This window comes from Collimonas sp. OK412 (assembly GCF_900112135.1).
GTDB lineage: Bacteria > Pseudomonadota > Gammaproteobacteria > Burkholderiales > Burkholderiaceae_D > Collimonas > Collimonas rhizosphaerae.
Genome location: NZ_FOLC01000005.1, coordinates 154,630 through 171,901, shown reverse-complemented (window position 1 = coordinate 171,901; position 17,272 = coordinate 154,630). Strand labels below are relative to the sequence as shown.

The following is a 17,272-nucleotide window of genomic DNA, read 5'->3' as shown; positions in this document are numbered from 1 at the left end:
GATTTAGCGGTTTTTCATTCAACATACCAACAGGGACATCCATGAAAAAGCTGATTTTAGCCGCAGCAATAGCAGCAAGTTTCTCCGCAGGTCTCGCTCACGCCGAAGACGCCAAGCCGGATAACGAGATCAGTTACAACATTGGCGCGGTCAACGACTACCGCTTCCGCGGCATTTCGCAAACGCGTTTTGACCCGGCGATACAGGGCGGCGCGGACTACACCAACAACCCTACCGGCCTGTATGCGGGCACCTGGCTGTCGAATATCAAGTGGATCAAGGATGCGGTCGACAGCGCCCATACCGGCACCGGCGGCAAGGGCCCGGTTGAATGGGACATCTACGGCGGCAAGCGCGGCGAACTGCCTGGCGGCTTCACCTATGACGTCGGCGGCCTGTACTACTACTACCCGACCAACAACTACAGCCAGATCGGCCGCAACGCCAACACTTTCGAGCTGTATGGCCAGATCGGCTACGGCCCGGCTTATTTCAAGTACTCGCATGCGCTGACCAACCTGTTCGGCACGGTCGACAGCAAGAACAGCGCTTATTACGATGCCGGCGCCAATTTCGATGTCGGCGCGGGCGTCACGCTGGGGCTGCACCTCGGCCACCAGACCGTGGAGCATTTCAGCTTCGGCAGCTACACCGACTGGAAAATCGGCGCCACCAAGACCTTTGACCAGCTGGCCGGCGTGACGCTGGGACTTGCCTATGTCGGCACCGACGCCAAGGATGGCGCGTACGTCAGCCCGAGCGGCAAGAACCTGGGCCGCAACGGGGTAGTGTTTTCGGTAGCGAAGACCTTCTGACGCATTGGGGACAGAATTACTCTGTCCCCAACTGACCAGGACATGAGCTTAAAGCAAAGCTGGATTACGCAAAACCTGAGTGAGCTGAATTCCTAAATTCGATAAAACAACGAGGCCGACATGAAACTGATTACAGCAATCATCAAACCATTTAAGCTCGACGAGGTGCGCGAAGCGCTTTCGGCGATTGGCGTGCAAGGCATTACCGTGACCGAGGTCAAGGGTTTCGGCCGCCAGAAAGGGCATACTGAGCTGTACCGCGGCGCCGAATACGTGGTCGACTTCTTGCCGAAGACGAAAATCGAAGCAGCGGTGGACGACAGCATCCTGGAACAGGCGGTAGAAGCGATTGAAAACGCGGCGCGCACCGGCAAGATCGGCGACGGCAAGATTTTTGTATTTGATCTGCAGGAAGTTATTCGTATTCGTACCGGTGAAACCGGCAAAGATGCAATCTAAGGGGATAAAAAATATGAACATCAAAAGTACGTTTGCTACGATTTTGGCGGCTTGCACGCTGATCGCGGCTACTTCCATGTTGCCGGCCCGTGCCGCCGACGAGGCATCGGCAAGCGCTAGCGCAAGCGCAAGCGTGGCGGCTGCCAGTGCGGATGCTTCCACCGCAGCTCCGGCTGCCGCGCCTGCGGCATCGGTTGCTGCGGCGCCGGCAGCGGCCGCTCCGGCCGCCAGCGCTCCGGCTGCCGCCGCGCCTGCGGCGCCGGTGCCGAACAAGGGCGATACTGCCTGGCTGCTGGTATCGACCGCGTTCGTGATCCTGATGACTTTGCCGGGCCTGGGCCTGTTCTACGGCGGCCTGGTGCGCAGCAAGAACATGCTGTCGGTGCTGATGCAATGCTTCACGGTGTTCTCGCTGATCATCGTACTGTGGATACTTTACGGTTACAGCATTGCGTTCACCGAGGGCAATGCCTTCTTCGGCGGATTCAGCCGCCTGTTCTTGCACGGCATGACGCCGGATTCGGTTGCCGCCACTTTCAGCAAAGGCGTGGTAGTGCCTGAGTTTGCCTACGTGGTGTTCCAGGGGGCGTTTGCCGCGATCACCTGTGCGCTGATCATCGGCGCCTTCGCCGAGCGCGCAAAGTTCTCCGCGATCCTGGTGTTCACGGTCCTGTGGTTCACGTTCGCTTACCTGCCGATGGCGCACATGGTCTGGTTCTGGCCTGGTCCTGATGGCTTTACCGATGCCGCTGCCGCGGAAAAACTGACCGCTACCGGCGGCTGGCTGTTCCAGAAGGGCGCGCTCGATTTCGCCGGCGGCACCGTGGTGCATATCAATGCCGCTATCGCGGGCCTGGTTGGTTCGTACGTGATCGGCAAGCGCGTCGGCTTCGGCAAGGAAGCATTCAAGCCGCATAGCCTGACCCTGACCATGGTCGGCGCTTCGCTGCTGTGGTTCGGCTGGTTCGGTTTCAACGCCGGCTCCGCGCTGGAAGCCAACGGCAGCGCCGCACTGGCTTTCATCAATACCTTGCTGGCGACTGCCGCTGCGGTGTTGAGCTGGAGCGCCGGTGAATGGATCGGCAAGGGCAAGCCGTCGATGCTGGGCGGCGCTTCGGGTGCGGTCGCCGGCCTGGTGGCGATTACGCCTGCCGCCGGTTTCGTCGGCCCGATGGGCGCTCTGATCATGGGCTTGCTGGCTGGCTTCATCTGCCTGTGGGGTGTCACCGGCCTGAAACGCCTGCTTGGTGCGGACGATGCGCTGGACGTGTTCGGCGTGCATGGCGTCGGCGGTATCCTGGGCGCATTGCTGACCGGCGTGTTTGCGGCGCCTAGCCTGGGCGGCGTCGGCATCTATGACTATGTCACCAATGCAGTGCTGCCAGACTATTCGATCACTGGCCAGCTGTGGATCCAGTTTGAAGGCGTGCTGACGACCCTGGTCTGGTCGGGCGTGGTGTCGCTGATCGCATTCAAGCTGGTCGACATCGTCATGGGCTTGCGCGTGACCGAAGAAGAAGAACGCGAAGGCCTGGACATCTCCAGCCATGGCGAATCTGCTTATCACGACTGAGTCTTGCCTGATTGCGCTGGATAGCTGCAGCATTGGCTATCCGGTGCGATGTTCGATGCAATCCCGGGCTCGTCCTGGGATTTGTTTTTTTGACGTAGCCGTTTCAGGAGATTCCAGCTTGGACCCGACCATCACCCCGCAACGCCTGACCGCATGCACGGTTGAAGACGTCAAGGCGAACCAGTTCGATCAGGTGGTGGGGCCGCTCACCGATATCCTGATGGCGTGCGTGGAGCAGGGCGCCAGCATCGGATTCCTGGATACGCCGAATACCGAAGATGCTTTTTCATTCTGGTACGGCGTCAGCGGCTCGCTGGTGAGCGGCGGCCGGCGCTTGCTGGTGGCGCGCTTTGCCGGCCAGATCGTCGGCACCGTGCAGCTGGTGCTGGCGGCGCCGGCCAACGGCCGTCACCGCGCCGAGATTTCCAAGCTGCTGGTGCATCCCGACGTGCGGCGCAAAGGCGTGGCGCGCGTGCTGATGCAAAAGACAGAGACGATTGCGCGCGCCGACGGCCGCTCGCTGCTGTTCCTGGAGACACGCACCGGCGACGCGGCGGAATCCCTGTATAGCTCGCTCGGATTTGAACTGGCCGGCATCGTTCCCGCCTATGCCCGCTCGACCACCGGCAAGCTGAGCGACAGCAGCTTCATGTATAAACGGATCTGATCCTGAGGGGTTAGCGGCAATTACGCTCGAATCCGATAACAATGTGACACGATTTACAAGGCGCCTGACGGCGCTTTTTTGTTTTTCCGGGACTTTAAAAATCCGCGACCGGCCCGATGTAAACTTGGCTCATAGACGCACCTGCCGGAGCGTCGCCGTGGATGGCATCCCGGCGGTAGACCGGCGAAATAATGCATTTCCCGTTAGAATCTGCGTCTCTTGCCTGTCATGGGAGTCCTGAAAGACATTCCTGTCATGGGCAGTTGCGCAAGTTCGCTGCATAGTTCCCAAAAGAAAGTTTTATATGGTTCCGCACCTTGTCACCGCCCTGAACGGCCCTTTGCTCGATCTGGAAAAGAAAATCCTCGCAGCCACCCCGGCTATCGAGCGCTGGTTCCGGATGGAATGGCAAGAGCATACGCCGCCGTTCTATTGCTCGGTCGACCTGCGCAACTCGGGCTACAAGCTGGCCCCGGTGGATACCAACCTGTTCCCGGGCGGATTCAGCAATCTTTCGCCCGAAATGTTGCCGCTGGCGATACAGGCGGCCATGGCCGCCATCGAAAAATATTGTCCGGACGCCAAGAACCTGCTGCTGCTGCCGGAACTGAACACGCGCAATACCTTTTATCTGCAGAACGTGGCGCGGCTGATGCAGATTTTCCGCCAGACCGGCTTGCATGTGCGGCTGGGTACGCTCGATGAAAGCGTGAAAGAAGCACAGACGATCGAATTGCCGGACGGCAGCACCATTACGCTGGAGCCGATGGAGCGCTCCGCCAACGGCCGCCGGCTGGGTTTGAAGAATTTCGACCCGTGCACCATTTTGCTGAATAACGACCTGTCTTCCGGTACGCCGTCGATACTGGAGAACCTGAACGAACAAAATGTGCTGCCGCCGCTGCACGCCGGCTGGACCGTGCGCCGCAAGAGCAACCATTTCATGGCCTACGACGAAGTGGTGAAGAAGTTTTCGAAGCTGGTGGATGTCGATCCGTGGATGCTGAATCCGTTCTTCGCCAAGGTCGACCAGGTCGATTTCGACGCGGCGGACGGCGACGACAAGCTGGCGGCCGCCGTCAGCTCGCTGCTGGCCAAGATCCGCAAGAAATACAAGGAATACGGCATCACGGAAAAACCGTTCGTGATCGTCAAGGCCGACGCCGGCACCGACGGCATGGGCGTGATGAGCGTGACCGACGTCAGCCAGATCAAGGAGCTGAGCCGCAAGCAGCGCGAGAAGCTGTCGCTGGGCAAGGCCGGCGGCGAAATCCACGACCTGATCATCCAGGAAGGCGTCCATACTTTCGAGCATATCAATGATGCGGTGGCGGAACCGGTGGTGTACATGATCGACCGTTACGTGGTCGGCGGCTTTTACCGCGTGCATGCCGAACGCGGCATCAATGAAAACCTGAATGCGCCGGGCGCCCATTTCGTGCCGCTGGCGTTCGCCCAGCAGCATGCGCTGCCGGACATGCTGGCCAAGCCGGGCACTACCGCGCCGAACCGCTTCTATATGTATGGCGTGGTCGCACGTCTCGGTTTGCTGGCGGCTTCGCTTGAAATGGAAAAGACCGATCCCAATCCAGAGGAATACTGATTGTGGGACAGAGCTGCCCGGGTAGGGTTTAAGAGCCACCGCAGCGTGGCGAATTACACGGTCTGTGCGACTCTGTCCCCAACTGATCAGATAAAACGATTGATGTGCAAAGAATACTAATACAGGATAGAAAATGAAAATAGCTTTCCTCGCCGATCCGCTGGATACCTTCAAGACGTACAAGGATTCGACTTACGCCATGATGGTCGAAGCCGTCAAGCGCGGCCACACCATCTATGCGTTCGAGCAAAAGGACATGGCGCTGGAAAGCGGGGTTGTCACCGCCAACGTGGTGCGCGTCAGCCTGACCGGCGACGACAAGGACTGGTACCGGGCCAGCGCGCCCGCCGCCATGTTCCTGTCGGAATTCGATGCGATCCTGTTGCGCAAGGACCCGCCTTTCGACATGGAGTACATCTACACCACCTACCTGCTGGAATTGGCGGAAACACAAGGCGCCCGGGTATTCAACAAACCGCAGGCGATCCGCGACCACAATGAAAAGCTGGCGATTGCCCAATTCTCCAAATACACTTCGCCGACCCTGGTGACGCGCGATGCGGCACGCTTGCGCGCCTTCCACGCAGAACACCAGGATGTGATCCTGAAGCCGCTCGACGGCATGGGCGGCACCGGTATTTTCCGGGTGCGGCAAGACGGCCTGAACCTGGGCTCGATCATCGAAACCCTGACCGACAACGGCCATCGCACCATCATGATCCAGCGCTTCATCCCGGAAATAGTCGCCGGCGACAAGCGCGTGCTGGTAATTGGCGGTAAAGTCGTGCCCTATTCGCTGGCGCGGATTCCGCAAGGCAGCGAGGTGCGCGGCAACCTGGCGGCCGGCGGCGTCGGCGTGGCGCAGCCGCTGACGGCGCGCGACCGTGAAATCGGCGAAGCACTTGGGCCGGTGTTATCACAGCGCGGCCTGTTACTGGTAGGATTAGATGTGATTGGCGATTATCTGACTGAAGTCAACGTCACCAGCCCGACTTGCTTCCAGGAAATCAAGCAGCAGGCCGGTTTTGATGTCGCCGAGATGTTTATCGACGCGCTGGAAGCGGCGCTGTAACTTATTTTGTTGTTCTGGTTGTTGACAGCCAAAGCTGTGGACCAGGATGGTCGTTGCTGTAAAACCGTTGTAAACCGGGACGAATCCGTAAGCCGGATTTGAAATTGAAACTATGATTGGCATTCTCCTTTTAACCCACGCCCCCCTGGGCCAGGCATTCATCGCGGCTGCCTCTCATGTGTTTCGCCAGACGCCGGAGCGGCTTGAAGCGATCGACGTGGTCGCCGACCAGAATCCCGTCGAAGTGCAAAAACTGGCCAAGCAGGCCGCTGCACGCCTGGACGATGGTTCGGGGGTGCTGGTGATTACCGACGTCATGGGCGGTACGCCATCCAATTGCACGCTGCCGTTTTGCACCGGCAACCAGACCCAGGTGATTGCCGGCATCAGCTTGCCGATGCTGCTGCGCGCCTTGACCTATCGCAACGACACGCTGGACGTGGTGACCGAAATGGCGCTGGCCGGCGGCCAGGGCGGGGCGGTCAGGGTCGATAACCGGGTGCGGGTGGCGCACTGATTTGCCAGGGCCGGGTCTTTCAATAAATCCAATATTAGATAAAAGACAAATGATTCAACAAGAAATCGAAATCATCAACAAACTCGGCTTGCACGCTCGCGCGTCAGCCAAATTTACGCAACTGGCAAGCAAATTCAAAAGTGAAGTCTGGATGACCCGCAACAAGCGCCGCGTCAACGCCAAGTCGATCATGGGCGTGATGATGCTGGCGGCCGGCAAGGGCAGCACGATATTGCTGGAAGCCGACGGCGAGGATGAGAAGACCTGCTTTGATGCCTTATACCAGCTGATTCAAGACAAGTTCGGCGAGGGGGAATGATCCTGATTTGTGAACGGACGCGCCGAGACGCGTGTCCGGGCACTGCCCAATTATTTTCTTTGCAATTTAAACGTTTTATCTAGTCAGTTGAGGACAGGGCCGCACCGGGAGCGCAATTCGCCGCAAGGTTGATCCAGGCGTCTCCCGGGTCCTGCTCCACAATGTATAAAATTGGGCGACCAGATGGCATCTTTCACCTTACACGGCATCCCGGTTTCACGCGGCATCGCGATCGGCCGCGCCCATCTGCTGGCGCCGGCGGCGATGGACGTCAAACATTACCTGATCGGCGAAACCGAGGTCGAAGCCGAAGTCCAGCGCTTGCAGAACGCCGTCACCAGGGTGCGTACCGAGCTGCAGACCATACGCGCCGACCTGCCGAAAGAATCGCCGCCCGAGCTGGGCGCCTTTGTCGACGTCCACCTGCTGATCCTGTCGGACCCGATGCTGGCCGAGATGTCGCTCGATATCATCCGCAACCGCCAATACAACGCCGAGTGGGCGCTGGTAACCCAGATCGACGAATTGTCGGCGCAGTTCGATGAAATCGAAGACACCTACCTGCGCGAGCGCAAGATGGATGTGCTGCAGGTGGGCGAACGCCTGCTGAAAGTGCTGACCGGCACCTCCACCCGGTTGCCGGAAGTCGACAGCGACGGCGCTTCGTTCGCCAATATCGTGGTGGTCGCCTATGACATTTCCCCGGCCGACATGCTGCAGTTCCGCGACCGCGCGTTCGCCGGTTTCGTCACCGACCTCGGCGGCCAGAATTCGCATACCGCGATCGTCGCGCGCAGCCTGGATATCCCGGCCGCGGTCGGCATGAACAACGCTTCGCGCCTGATCAAGCAGGACGACTGGATCATCATCGACGGCGACGCCGGTGTTGTCATTGTCGACCCGGCAACAGTGATACTCAAACAATACCGCGAACGGCAGGTGCACCTGCTGCGTTCGCGCAGGAAACTCGGCAAGATCAAGAAGACCCGCGCGGTGACCCTGGACGGCACGGAAATCAGCCTGCTGGCCAACATTGAACTGCCCAGCGATTGCGCGGCGGCGATGGATGCCGGCGCCAGCGGGGTCGGCCTGTTCCGTTCGGAATTCCTGTTCATGGGCCGCATCGGCCCCCAGCACGAGCTGCCGACCGAGGATGAGCAGTTCGAATCCTACCGGCAGGCAGTAACGGCGATGAAGGGCCGGCCGGTGACGATCCGCACGCTGGACGTCGGCGCCGACAAGCCCATCAACACCGAAGAACAGACCGCGCTCAACCCGGCGCTGGGCCTGCGCGCGATCCGCTACTGCCTGGCCGAGCCGCAGCTGTTCCTGACGCAGCTGCGGGCAATCTTGCGCGCTTCGGCCTTTGGCAAGGTCAAGCTGCTGATCCCGATGCTGGCGCATGCTTTCGAGATCGACCAGACCCTGGCCATGATCGCGCAAGCCAAGCAGCAGCTGCGCGATGAAGGCGTCGCCTTCGACGAGGCGATCCAGACCGGCGCCATGATCGAAATCCCGGCAGCGGCGCTGGCCTTGCCGATGTTCATCAAGCGCATGGATTTCCTGTCGATCGGCACCAATGACCTGATCCAGTACACGCTGGCGATCGACCGCGTCGACCACGAAGTAGCGCATTTGTATAATCCGCTGCACCCGGCGGTCCTGTTCCTGCTGTCGACCGTGATCGCGCTGGGGCGCAAGGCCGGCATCCCGGTGTCGGTCTGCGGCGAAATGGCGGGCGACGTCAAGTTCACCCGATTGCTGCTGGGCATGGGTTTGCTGGAATTTTCCATGCATCCGGCGCAGCTGCTGGCGGTGAAGCAGGAAGTACTGAACAGCGACCTGGACGAACTGACGCTGCAAACCCGGAAAATCCTGCGCAACACCGAGCCGAGCGCGATTGCGGCGGCAGTCAACCAGATGCGCATGACCGCATAATAATTACCTGTTCCATGCGTTCAGGTTTGACGCCAGGCCCCGACTTGGTTATTCTTAAGCTTATCGCGCCGATTTGAATGGTTTCACCACCTCAGCTTGCGGGCGCGCGGCATCACCCGGTCCAAGGACCAGGCGATGCCAAATAAATACGGCTAAAGCGAGCTTGACGTACAAGCCCAGAATTTAGCCCGATTAGCGAAAGCTCTCGGGCTTTTTTTATTTCCATACAACTCTCATGCCTACCGTACCAGCCATGTCCCAAGGAATAGTAGCCCCGCAGTCCATGCATTTCGCGACGCCGCTGCAGTTGCAAAGCGGCGCGCTGCTGGCGGATTACACGCTGGTGTATGAAACCTACGGCAGCCTCAACGCCGACAAGTCGAATGCGGTGCTGGTCTGCCACGCCCTGAACGCCTCGCATCACGTCGCCGGCGTGTACCAGGACGATGAAAAGAATGTCGGCTGGTGGGACAACATGGTGGGGCCGGGCAAGGCGCTCGACACCAGCAAGTTCTTCGTCATCGGCGTCAACAACCTGGGTTCCTGTTTCGGTTCGACCGGTCCGATGCACATCAATGCCGCCACCGGCAAGCCATACGGCGCGGAATTCCCGGTGGTGACCGTGGAAGACTGGGTGCAAGCGCAAGCACGCCTGGCCGATGCGCTTGGCATCAGGCAGTTCGCCGCCGTCATGGGCGGTTCGCTGGGCGGCATGCAGGCGCTGGCCTGGAGCCTGGCGTATCCAACCCGCCTGCGGCATTGCGTGGTGATTGCCTCGACCCCCAAGCTGTCGGCGCAGAACATTGCTTTCAACGACGTCGCGCGCCAGGCTATCCTGACCGATCCCGGTTTCCATGGCGGCGATTATTACGCCCATGGCGTGGTGCCCAAGAACGGTTTGCGGGTGGCGCGCATGGTGGGCCACATCACCTATCTGTCGGATGACGACATGGCCGAGAAATTCGGCCGCGACCTGCGTTCCGGCGCCTACCAGTTCGGCTTCGGCATCGATTTTGAAATCGAATCCTACCTGCGCTACCAGGGCGACAAATTTTCCGAATACTTTGACGCCAACACCTATCTGCTGATCACCAAGGCCCTCGATTATTTCGATCCGGCCAAGGAATACGGCGGCGACCTGACCCTCGCCTTGAGCAAGACCCAGGCGCAGTTCCTGCTGGTCTCGTTCATGACCGACTGGCGTTTTTCGCCGGAACGCAGCCGTGAAATAGTGCAGGCCCTGGTCAACAACAAGCGCCGCGTCAGCTACGCCGAGATCGACGCTCCGCACGGCCACGATGCATTTTTGCTGGACGATCCGCGTTACATGAGCGTGGTGGGCGAATATTACAACCGGATCTGGCAGGAGCTGGAACAGCCGGCGGCGCCGAGCGCAGTGACTGAAGCAGCAGGAGCAGTACATGAATTTTGATCAATTGAGCAGCTTGCGGCCCGACCTGGCCTTTATCGCGCACTGGGTGCGCGGCGAGTCGCAGGTGCTGGACCTGGGGTGCGGCGACGGCGTCATGCTCGATTACCTGCAGTCCGACAAGCAATGCGCGGGTTATGGCGTCGAAATCGACGACGCCAAGATTCCGGTCTGCGTGGCGCGCGGCGTTTCGGTGATCCAGCAAGACATGGAAGCCGGATTGACGCTGTTCGCCGACAACGCCTTCGACACGGTGCTGTGCCTGTCGGCGCTGCAGATGATGAAAAATGTTGAAGGAGTATTACGCGACATCGCCCGCGTCGGCCGCGAAGCAATCGTCTCCTTCCCCAACTTTGCCTACTGGCCGCACCGGGTAGCGCTGTTGCGCGGGCGCATGCCGGTGTCCAAGTCCTTGCCTTACGAATGGTATGACACGCCCAACCTGCGCTGCGCCACCATCAAGGATTTTGAAGAGCTGGCCAATGAAGTCGGCCTGGAAGTGCTCGAATGCGTCGCCCTGCACGATGGCCGGCCGATCTCGGTGCTGCCAAACTGGCGTGGTAGTCTTGCGGTATTCCGATTTCGTAAGAAATAACCTAAAAAATAAAGGATATGCCGCCGGGCTGCTGCTGAAGCCGCAGCCTGGCGGTTTATCCTGAACTCCCGCCGCCGCGGGCGCATCCATGACATCAGATTCAAATCCCTGGCATCACTATCTCAACCGGCGCATGCTGATCTGCGCCTTCCTCGGCTTCAGTTCTGGCCTGCCGCTGTTCATCCTGCTCAGTTTGCTGCAAGCCTGGCTGAGTAAATCCGGCCTTGATGTGAAAGCGCTCGGCCTGTTCGCGCTGGTGATGTTTCCCTACACCTGGAAATTCCTGTGGTCGCCGCTGATGGACCGCTTTCATTTCGGCAAGCTGGGCCGCCGGCGCAGCTGGATGATGCTGACTCAGGCCAGCCTGTTCGTCGCCATCGGCAGCATGGGCATGCTTGATCCGCACGCCCAGGTGGCGGCGATTGCCTTCATGGCGTCGCTGGTGGCGTTCCTGTCGGCCAGCCAGGATATCGTGATCGACGCCTACCGGCGCGAGATCCTGCCCGACAGCGAGCAGGGCCTGGGTGCGGCGATCAACGTCAACGCCTACAAGGTAGCGGGCATGGTGCCGGGCGCCTTGTCGCTGTTCCTGGCCGACCACATGAGCTGGCAAGCGGTATTCTGGATCACGGCAGGGTTCATGCTGCCGGGCCTGGTCTGTACCCTGATGATCAAGGAACCGGCGGTATACGGCGCGCCGCCCAAGAACCTGCGGCAGGCTGTGGTATTGCCGTTCCAGGAATTCATCGCCCGCGACGGCTGGCGCAGCGCGTTGTGGGTGCTGGCTTTCATCTTCCTGTACAAGCTCGGCGACAGCATGGCGACCGCGCTTGCTACCAGGTTTTATATCGATCTCGGTTTTTCGCTGACCCAGATCGGCGTCATTTCCAAGACCACCAGCTTGTGGGCCAGCTTGGTCGGCGGCCTGGTCGGCGGCATCTGGATGGTGCAGATCGGGATTAACCGCGCCTTGTGGATCTTCGGCGTGGTGCAGGCTGTGACCATCCTCGGTTTTGCCTGGCTGGCCCAGGCCGGCCCGGATCCGCTGGTGCTGGCCATCGTGATCGGCGGCGAGGCGTTCGGCGTCGGCCTCGGCACCGCCGCTTTCGTGGCCTATATCGCGCGCACCACCGATCCGCGCTACACGGCGACCCAATACGCCCTGTTTACCAGCCTTGCTGCGGTGCCGCGCACCTTTATCAATTCCTCGGTCGGTTATATTGTTGCTGAAACCGGCTGGTTCCATTTTTTCATTTTATGTTTTGTGCTGGCGCTGCCGGGGATGTTGATTTTATTCAAGGTCGCACCGTGGAATGAAAAAACAGAAAACCCTGTTGCATCTTAGAAAAAGGTTTAGAATCAAATCGTGTAATCCTCTTCTGGGCCGCATCGAAAAACGAAGCTGGCTGACCAAGGAACTGTGCGTATCTGAAGAGGTCGAATTCGGTAGAAATAATCTTCAATTTGTTTTCGCAACATCGTTGATGCGGGGGTGATATGGATATCTACAGCAGCTTTGCGAGTCGGTTCGACAAAACCAGAGAAGAAGAATTTTCCTTAGAAGAATATCTTGCGCTTTGTAAGACTGACCCCAGCTGTTATGCAACAGCCGGGGAACGCATGCTGATGGCGATAGGCGAACCGCATCAGGTCGATACGCGGCACGACCCTTCCTTGTCGCGGATCTTTGCCAACAAGGTGCTCAAGGTCTATCCGGCGTTCAAGGAATTCTACGGCGCTGAAGAAGTGATCGAACAAGTGGTCGCTTATTTCCGGCACGCGGCGCAAGGCCTGGAAGAACGCAAGCAGATCCTCTATCTGCTCGGTCCGGTGGGCGGCGGCAAATCGTCGATCGCCGAACGCCTCAAACAATTGATGGAGCATGTGCCGTTCTATTCCCTCAAGGGATCGCCGGTCAACGAGTCGCCGCTGGGCCTGTTCGATTACGAAGAGGACGGCGCCATCCTGGAAGAACAGTACGGCATCCCGCGCCGCTATCTCAAATCGATACTGAGCCCGTGGGCGGTCAAGCGGCTGCATGAGTTCAACGGCGACATCCGCAAGTTCCGCGTGGTCAAACGCTATCCGTCGATCCTGCGGCAAGTCGCGATTTCCAAGACAGAGCCGGGCGATGAAAACAACCAGGACATTTCCACCCTGGTCGGCAAGGTCGATATCCGCAAGCTGGAGCAATATTCGCAAGACGATGCCGACGCCTACAGCTACTCCGGCGGGCTGTGCCTGTCGAACCAGGGTTTGCTGGAATTCGTCGAAATGTTCAAGGCGCCGATCAAGGTGCTGCATCCTTTGCTGACTGCAACCCAGGAAGGCAATTTCAAGGGCACCGAAGGTTTCGGCGCGATCCCGTTCGACGGCATCATCCTGGCCCACTCCAACGAGTCGGAATGGAAGGCGTTCCGCAACAACAAGAACAACGAAGCCTTGCTGGATCGCATCTACATCGTCAAGGTGCCGTATTGCCTGCGGGTGTCGGAAGAAATCAAGATCTACGAAAAGCTGATCCGCACTTCATCGCTGGGCAAGGCGATCTGCGCGCCGGGCACGCTGAAAATGATGGCGCAGTTTTCCATCCTGACGCGGCTGGGCGAGCCGGAGAACTCCAGCATCTTCTCGAAAATGCAGGTGTATGACGGCGAGAACCTGAAGGACAGCGATCCGAAAGCCAAGTCGTTCCAGGAATACCGCGATTATGCCGGTGTCGACGAGGGCATGACCGGGGTCTCGACCCGCTTCGCTTTTAAGATACTGTCGCGCGTATTCAATTTCGATTCGACCGAAGTGGCTGCCAATCCGGTGCACCTGATGTATGTGCTGGAACAGCAGATCGAACGCGAGCAGTTCCCGCAAGAGGTCGAGCAGAAGTACCTGTCGTACGTGAAAGATACGCTGGCGACGCGTTATGCCGAGTTCATCGGCAAGGAAATCCAGACCGCCTACCTGGAATCGTATTCCGAATACGGCCAGAACGTCTTCGACCGCTACGTCACCTATGCCGATTTCTGGATACAGGACCAGGAATTCCGCGACCATGACACCGGCGAAAGCTTTGACCGCGCGGCCTTGAACGGCGAGCTGGAAAAAATCGAAAAACCTGCCGGCATCAGCAATCCCAAGGATTTCCGTAACGAAATCGTTAATTTCGTGTTGCGCGCACGGGTCTCGAACGCCGGCAAGAATCCGCTCTGGACCAGTTACGAAAAACTGCGCGTGGTGATCGAGAAGAAAATGTTCTCGAATACCGAAGACTTGTTACCGGTCATTTCATTCAACGCCAAAGGTTCGAACGAAGAATTGCGCAAGCATGAAGATTTCGTCAATCGCATGGTCAGCAAGGGTTACACGCCGAAACAGGTGCGCTTGCTGTGCGAATGGTATCTGCGCGTGCGCAAATCGTCGTAAGGTGGGAATTGGGCACGCATTGGATAAATGCAGCGACTCACCCTAGGAGAGCCGACCGTGTTGCATCAGATAATCGACCGTAGACTGTCTGGCAAGAACAAAAGCATTGCCAACCGGGAGCGTTTCTTGCGGCGCTTCCGGGCGGCCATCCATCGCTCGGTGACGGAAGCCGTGCGCGACCGCGGCATCAAGGAAATCGAGAACGCCAAGAGCATCAGCATCCCGCGCAAGGGCATCAGCGAACCGGTATTCGGCCACGGCCCCGGCGGCAAGCGCGAGATGGTCCATCCCGGCAACCAGGATTACCTGCAAGGCGACCGCATTGCCCGCCCGGAAGGCGGCCAGGGCGGTGGCGGCAGCTCGGCCAGCGACCACGGCGAAGGCGAAGACGAGTTCGTGTTCCAGCTCTCGCGCGAAGAATTTATGCAGTATTTCTTTGAAGACCTGGAGTTGCCGCGCCTGATCAAGACCAACCTGCTGGCGGTGCCGAGCTGGAAAAACATGCGCGCCGGCTATTCGACAGACGGCACGCCCAACAACATCGACATCGTGCGTTCCCTGCGCAGCTCGCTGGGACGCCGGATTGCGCTTGGTTCGCCGCTGGTGGTCAAGCTGCGCGAGCTGGAACTGCTGATGGAGACGCTCAAGGCCGATCCGCAAGACCGGCGTGATGAAATCAAGCGCCTGGAGGACGATATCCATCACCTGAAGGGGCGCATCTGGCGCATTCCGTTCATCGATCCTTTCGACCTGCGCTACGTCAACCGGGTCAAGGTGCCGCAGCCGTCAAGCCGGGCCGTGATGTTTTGCGTGATGGACGTATCGGGCTCGATGGATGAGCAGCGCAAAGACTTGTCGAAGCGTTTCTTTATTCTGCTTTACCTGTTCCTGACCCGTAACTATGAACATATCGAAGTGGTTTTCATCCGCCATCACACGCGCGCCGACGAGGTCGATGAAGAAACCTTCTTTCATTCCCAGGAAAGCGGCGGCACGGTAGTATCGAGCGCGCTGGAGCTGATGAAGCAGATCATCGACGACCGTTATCCGCCGGGCGACTGGAATATCTACGGCGCGCAAGCCTCCGACGGCGATAACTGGAATGACGATTCGCCCAAATGCCGGCAGCTGCTGGAACTCGAAATACTGCCGCGTTCGCGCTATTTCGCCTACATCCAGGTTACCGTCGAAGAACAGAACCTATGGACAGAATATCAGCAGATCGCTGCGGTCAATCCCCAGTTTGCCATGAAAAAAGTGCAGGCTGCCAGCGAGATCTATCCGGTGTTCCGCGAACTGTTTGAAAAGCAGGTGCAGTCATGAACGACCGTCTGATCCGCCAGCCCTTGCCTTGTCCGTCTGACTGGACTTTCGACCTGATCGAGCTGTACAACGATGAGATTGCCCGCGTCGCGGCCAATTACAAGCTGGATATCTATCCCATCCAGCTCGAAATCATCACCGCCGAACAGATGATGGATGCCTATGCTTCCGCCGGCATGCCGGTGAATTACCGGCACTGGTCGTTCGGCAAGCATTTCCTGATGACCGAACGCGACTACAAGCGCGGACAGATGGGGCTGGCCTACGAAATCGTCATCAATTCGAATCCGTGCATCGCCTACCTGATGGAAGAAAACACCATGACCATGCAGGCGCTGGTGGTGGCGCATGCGGCGTATGGGCATAATTCTTTCTTCAAGGGCAACTACCTGTTCCAGCTGTGGACCGACGCCCACGCCATCATCGATTACCTGGTCTATGCCAAGGCCTACATTGCCGAATGCGAAGAACGCTACGGTTTTTCCAAGGTCGAGGAACTGCTCGATTCCTGCCATGCCTTGATGCATTACGGTGTCGACCGCTACAAGCGGCCGCAGAAACTGTCGCTGGAAAAAGAGCGGGCGCAACGGCGCGAGCGGGCCGAATACATGCAATCGCAGGTCAATGAATTGTGGCGCACCTTGCCGGAGAAAAAATCGGAAGCGGCCGAGCAGGTGGAAGGGCGCTTCCCGCCCGAGACGCAAGAGAACCTGCTGTATTTCGCCGAAAAGAATTCCCCGCTGCTGGAATCATGGGAGCGCGAAGTGATCCGCATCGTGCGCAAGATCGCACAGTATTTCTATCCGCAGCGCCAGACCCAGGTCATGAACGAAGGCTGGGCCACGTTCTGGCATTACACCATCCTCAACACGCTGTACGACGAGGGCAAGCTGACCGACGGCTTCATGATGGAGTTCCTGCATTCGCACAGCAACGTGGTGTACCAGCCGCCGGTGACCAAATCGTATTACAGCGGCATGAATCCGTATGCGCTGGGCTTCGGCATGATGAGCGACATCCGCCGCATCTGCGAAAAGCCCACCGACGAAGACCGGCAATGGTTTCCCGAACTGGCGGGAACGCCTTGGCTGGACACCTTGCATTACGCGATGCGCAATTTCAAGGATGAGAGTTTTGTCGCCCAGTACCTGTCGCCGAAGCTGATACGCGACATGCGCCTGTTCGCGGTACTGGACGACGAGAACCGTAGCGAACTGGAAGTCTCGGCGATCCATAACGACGCCGGTTACCAGTATGTGCGGCAAGCCCTGTCACGGCAGTACGACATCAACCACCGCGAACCGAACATCCAGGTCTGGTCGGTCAACACACGCGGCGACCGCAGCCTGACGCTGCGCCATTTCCGCAGCGACGGCCGGCCGCTGGCGGACGGCACCGACGAAATCCTGCGGCATATGGCGCGCCTGTGGCAGTTTGATGTGTACCTGGAGAGCGTCGACGACAGCGGCAATGTCTTGCAACGCTATGAATGCGTCAGCGAAAACAAGTATGCGCTGCGGCCATGAAACACGATTGGCAACG

15 protein-coding genes are annotated in these 17,272 nt (G+C 58.9%); all 15 read left to right on the top strand.

Going from position 1 to position 17,272, the window contains the following annotated elements:
• Nucleotides 1-41: 41 nt before the first annotated feature.
• The 15 genes from BM062_RS07725 to BM062_RS07655 all read left to right on the top strand — a co-directional run bounded on the left by BM062_RS07725 (nucleotide 42) and on the right by BM062_RS07655 (nucleotide 17,256).
• A complete protein-coding gene (locus tag BM062_RS07725; protein WP_092395483.1) occupies nucleotides 42-815 on the top strand; it encodes a TorF family putative porin in 774 nt (257 codons plus the stop codon).
• Nucleotides 816-935: 120 nt separating this feature from the next.
• Entirely contained in the window at nucleotides 936-1,274 is a 339-nt protein-coding gene (locus BM062_RS07720) for a P-II family nitrogen regulator (RefSeq protein WP_014008135.1), read from the top strand.
• Nucleotides 1,275-1,287: 13 nt separating this feature from the next.
• Complete coding sequence (locus BM062_RS07715) at nucleotides 1,288-2,847, top strand: ammonium transporter (RefSeq protein ID WP_092395481.1); 1,560 nt, start codon at nucleotides 1,288-1,290, stop codon at nucleotides 2,845-2,847.
• 118 nt (nucleotides 2,848-2,965) lie between these two features.
• A complete protein-coding gene (locus tag BM062_RS07710; RefSeq protein ID WP_254784987.1) occupies nucleotides 2,966-3,514 on the top strand; it encodes a GNAT family N-acetyltransferase in 549 nt (182 codons plus the stop codon).
• 304 nt (nucleotides 3,515-3,818) lie between these two features.
• Nucleotides 3,819-5,117, top strand: coding sequence for a glutamate--cysteine ligase (gene gshA / locus BM062_RS07705; protein ID WP_092395477.1), 1,299 nt, complete (start codon nucleotides 3,819-3,821; stop codon nucleotides 5,115-5,117).
• A gap of 133 nt (nucleotides 5,118-5,250) precedes the next feature.
• Entirely contained in the window at nucleotides 5,251-6,189 is a 939-nt protein-coding gene (gshB, locus tag BM062_RS07700) for a glutathione synthase (protein WP_092395475.1), read from the top strand.
• Nucleotides 6,190-6,301: 112 nt separating this feature from the next.
• On the top strand, nucleotides 6,302-6,706 hold the full coding sequence (locus BM062_RS07695) for a PTS sugar transporter subunit IIA (protein WP_092395473.1): 405 nt from the start codon (nucleotides 6,302-6,304) through the stop codon (nucleotides 6,704-6,706).
• A gap of 49 nt (nucleotides 6,707-6,755) precedes the next feature.
• A complete protein-coding gene (locus tag BM062_RS07690; protein WP_092395471.1) occupies nucleotides 6,756-7,025 on the top strand; it encodes an HPr family phosphocarrier protein in 270 nt (89 codons plus the stop codon).
• Between the two features lie 183 nt (nucleotides 7,026-7,208).
• Nucleotides 7,209-8,963 (top strand): phosphoenolpyruvate--protein phosphotransferase, encoded by a 1,755-nt coding sequence (gene ptsP, locus BM062_RS07685; RefSeq protein WP_092395683.1) that lies wholly within the window; start codon nucleotides 7,209-7,211, stop codon nucleotides 8,961-8,963.
• Nucleotides 8,964-9,216: 253 nt separating this feature from the next.
• Complete coding sequence (locus BM062_RS07680) at nucleotides 9,217-10,395, top strand: homoserine O-succinyltransferase MetX (protein ID WP_092395469.1); 1,179 nt, start codon at nucleotides 9,217-9,219, stop codon at nucleotides 10,393-10,395.
• Nucleotides 10,385-10,987 carry a methionine biosynthesis protein MetW gene (metW, locus tag BM062_RS07675; protein ID WP_092395467.1) on the top strand — a complete coding sequence of 201 codons (603 nt, stop codon included), beginning with the start codon at nucleotides 10,385-10,387 and terminating at the stop codon, nucleotides 10,985-10,987. The genes BM062_RS07680 and metW overlap by 11 nt, the downstream gene beginning before the upstream one ends.
• Before the next feature lie 88 nt (nucleotides 10,988-11,075).
• Nucleotides 11,076-12,332 carry an AmpG family muropeptide MFS transporter gene (locus BM062_RS07670; RefSeq protein ID WP_092395465.1) on the top strand — a complete coding sequence of 419 codons (1,257 nt, stop codon included), beginning with the start codon at nucleotides 11,076-11,078 and terminating at the stop codon, nucleotides 12,330-12,332.
• 152 nt (nucleotides 12,333-12,484) lie between these two features.
• Nucleotides 12,485-14,407, top strand: coding sequence for a PrkA family serine protein kinase (locus BM062_RS07665; RefSeq protein ID WP_092395463.1), 1,923 nt, complete (start codon nucleotides 12,485-12,487; stop codon nucleotides 14,405-14,407).
• Nucleotides 14,408-14,464: 57 nt separating this feature from the next.
• The gene (locus tag BM062_RS07660) at nucleotides 14,465-15,730 is read left to right on the top strand and encodes a YeaH/YhbH family protein (RefSeq protein WP_092395461.1); all 1,266 of its coding nucleotides are present in this window, start codon (nucleotides 14,465-14,467) and stop codon (nucleotides 15,728-15,730) included.
• Nucleotides 15,727-17,256: a SpoVR family protein gene (locus BM062_RS07655; protein WP_092395459.1), complete on the top strand. Its 1,530-nt coding sequence runs from the start codon at nucleotides 15,727-15,729 to the stop codon at nucleotides 17,254-17,256. Before BM062_RS07660 ends, BM062_RS07655 begins: the two co-directional genes overlap by 4 nt.
• The last annotated feature ends 16 nt before the right edge of the window (nucleotides 17,257-17,272 follow it).